We start from the raw sequence: 2,436 nt of genomic DNA, 5'->3' as shown, positions 1-2,436 counted from the left end.
GGACTCCGCGGATCGAGGTGACGGTGGAGGCGACCGACGAGGGCGAGAACCGGTCCGCGGGCGGCAACGCGACCGCGGTCGGGCGCCTGGTCAACGCGATCGACTGGCTCACCGAGAACCCGCCCGGACTGTACGACGCCCTCGACGTCCCGCTCCGCGCCGCGGTCGGGAAGTTGGGCAAGGGCAGGAACGGCTGATCCCCAGCCGAGCAAGTACGGCCGGCACCGGCCGAGTTCGAAGGCGGCCGAGGCCGCCGGACCCCTGAAGCGTCCCGGGGGCGCCTGATCACTCTCAGGCGCCTCCGGTGGACACGCACGCCCGGTCCCCGGCCGGGTGTGCACCCCGGCACCACTCCGGGCTCCCCCGCGAGCCCGCCCCGAGCCCCCCGGCCCGGATGGAACGACCCGCTCCACCCGCAGGCTCACGTCCAGGAGGGTTCTCCGGGCGAATGATCCGGAACTTTACGTTCCGGTACGCCCTGCGGTCGCGCACGCGCAAGAGCTGAACCGGTTCCCCTTCCGTCCAGTTAGGAACGCAAAATGAGTGGAACTCCCGTGCGTAAGACCCGTTCCGGCGACGGCCTTTCGCGCCGCCGCTTCGTGGCCGGCGCCGGCGCCGCGGTAGGTGCCGCAGCCATCGCCGGGCACACCGCCACGCAGGCCCAGGCCGCGACCGCCGGCGCCACGGCCGCCGCGATCGAGAACGGCGTGCGCGTCCCCGCGCTGATCATCGGCACCGGTTACGGCGGCTCGGTGACCGCGCTGCGCCTCGCGCAGGCCGGCGTCGACGTCCACATGGTCGAGATGGGCATGGCCTGGGACACCCCCGGCTCGGACGGCAAGATCTTCGCCAACACCACGACGCCCGACCAGCGTTCGTTCTGGCTGCGGACCCGCACCAAGCAGCCGCTGAGCCAGTTCCTGGGCTTCCCGCTGGACAAGGACGTCCCGAAGTACACCGGCATCCTGGACGCCGAGGAGTTCGCCGGGATCACCGTGTACCAGGGCCGCGGCGTCGGCGGCGGCTCGCTGGTCAACGGCGGCATGGCCGTCACCCCGCGGCGCGAGAACTTCGCGGGCGTGCTCCCGTCGGTGGACGCCGACGAGATGTACAACACCTACTACCCGCGTGCGAACGCCGGCCTGGGCGTCACCAACGTCGACCAGCGCTGGTGGGAGAGCGCGCCGTGCTACCAGTACGCGCGCGTCGGCCGCAAGCACGCGCAGCGCTCCGGCTTCCCGTTCGTCTTCGTGCCCAACGTGTACGACTGGGAGTACATGAAGGCGGAAGAGGCGGGCACGGTCCCGAAGTCAGCGCTGGCCGGCGAGGTCATCTACGGCAACAACGCGGGCAAGAAGTCGCTGCAGAAGACCTACATCGCCCAGGCGAAGGCGACCGGCAAGGTCACCATCTCCCCGCTGCACAAGGTGACTTCGGTGACGCCCGCGTCCGGCGGCGGCTACACCGTGGCGATCGACCAGATCAACACCAGCGGCGACACCGTGGCGACCAAGACCGTCACCGCGGACCGCGTCTTCTTCGCCGCGGGCAGCGTCGGCACCACCAAGCTCCTGGTCCGCCTCAAGGCGACCGGCGCGCTGCCGAACCTCAACGGCGAGGTCGGCAAGGGCTGGGGCGACAACGGCAACGTCATGTGCGGCCGTGCCAACCACATGTGGGACGCGACCGGCAAGCTCCAGTCGTCGATGCCGACCGCCGGTATCGACAACTGGGCCGCGGGCGGCGCGTTCGCCGAGGTCGCCCCGCTGCCCACCGGCATCGAGACCTACGCGTCGTTCTACCTCACGATCACCAACACGCCGCACCGCGCGGAGTTCAGCTGGAACGCCTCCACCGGCAAGGTCGACCTGAACTGGCAGACCGCCTGGAAGCAGACCTCGATCGACATGGCGAAGACCATCTTCGACAAGATCAACAGCAAGGAGGGGACGGTCTACCGGTCCGACCTCTTCGGCGCGTACAAGATCTGGGGCGACCACCTCACGTACCACCCGCTGGGCGGCGCGGTGCTGAACAAGGCCACCGACAACTACGGGCGCCTGCACGGCTACCAGGGCCTGTACGTCATGGACGGCTCGCTCATCCCCGGCAACACGAGCGTCAACCCGTTCGTCACCATCACCGCGCTGGCCGAGCGCAACATCGAGAAGATCATCGCCACCGACCTGTAACGGCCGGGTACGCGGCGGGCTTCGGCGCAGGCCCCTGAAGCGCCGAGCCTGCCGCGGGCGGGGACCCGGGCCGCAACCCGGGCGGCCGTCGCTGGGCGGAACCCGCGGCGGACGCGTAGCCGAAGCCGCGGCGGCTGCGGTGGATGCGCAGCCGAAGCCGCGGCGGAAGCATCGCGGCACGGCCGGGGGGGGGGGGGGGGGGGGCGGGGGGGCGCCCCCCGAGGCGCCCGCAAAAGAAGATGTT

Annotated in this window: 1 protein-coding gene and 1 pseudogene; both read left to right on the top strand. The window is 70.9% G+C overall.

Annotated features, from left to right (window positions below):
* A pseudogene (locus tag LZ495_RS11230) lies at positions 1-197 on the top strand (dihydrodipicolinate reductase); the annotation flags it as partial.
* Positions 198-539: 342 nt separating this feature from the next.
* Positions 540-2,192, top strand: a complete 1,653-nt coding sequence (locus LZ495_RS11225) for a GMC oxidoreductase (RefSeq protein WP_235051497.1) — start codon at positions 540-542, stop codon at positions 2,190-2,192.
* Positions 2,193-2,436: the final 244 nt, after the last annotated feature.

Origin of the sequence: Yinghuangia soli, from assembly GCF_021502675.1 — a bacterium.
Lineage (GTDB): Bacteria > Actinomycetota > Actinomycetes > Streptomycetales > Streptomycetaceae > Yinghuangia > Yinghuangia soli.
The sequence above is the reverse complement of the archived record's forward strand: the minus strand, read 5'-3'. Positions and strand labels throughout refer to the sequence as shown.

Excerpts from the sequence above, each read along its gene's own strand:
- LZ495_RS11225 (WP_235051497.1), top strand. The coding sequence starts at position 540 with ATGAGTGGAACTCCCGTGCGTAAGACCCGTTCCGGCGACGGCCTTTCG.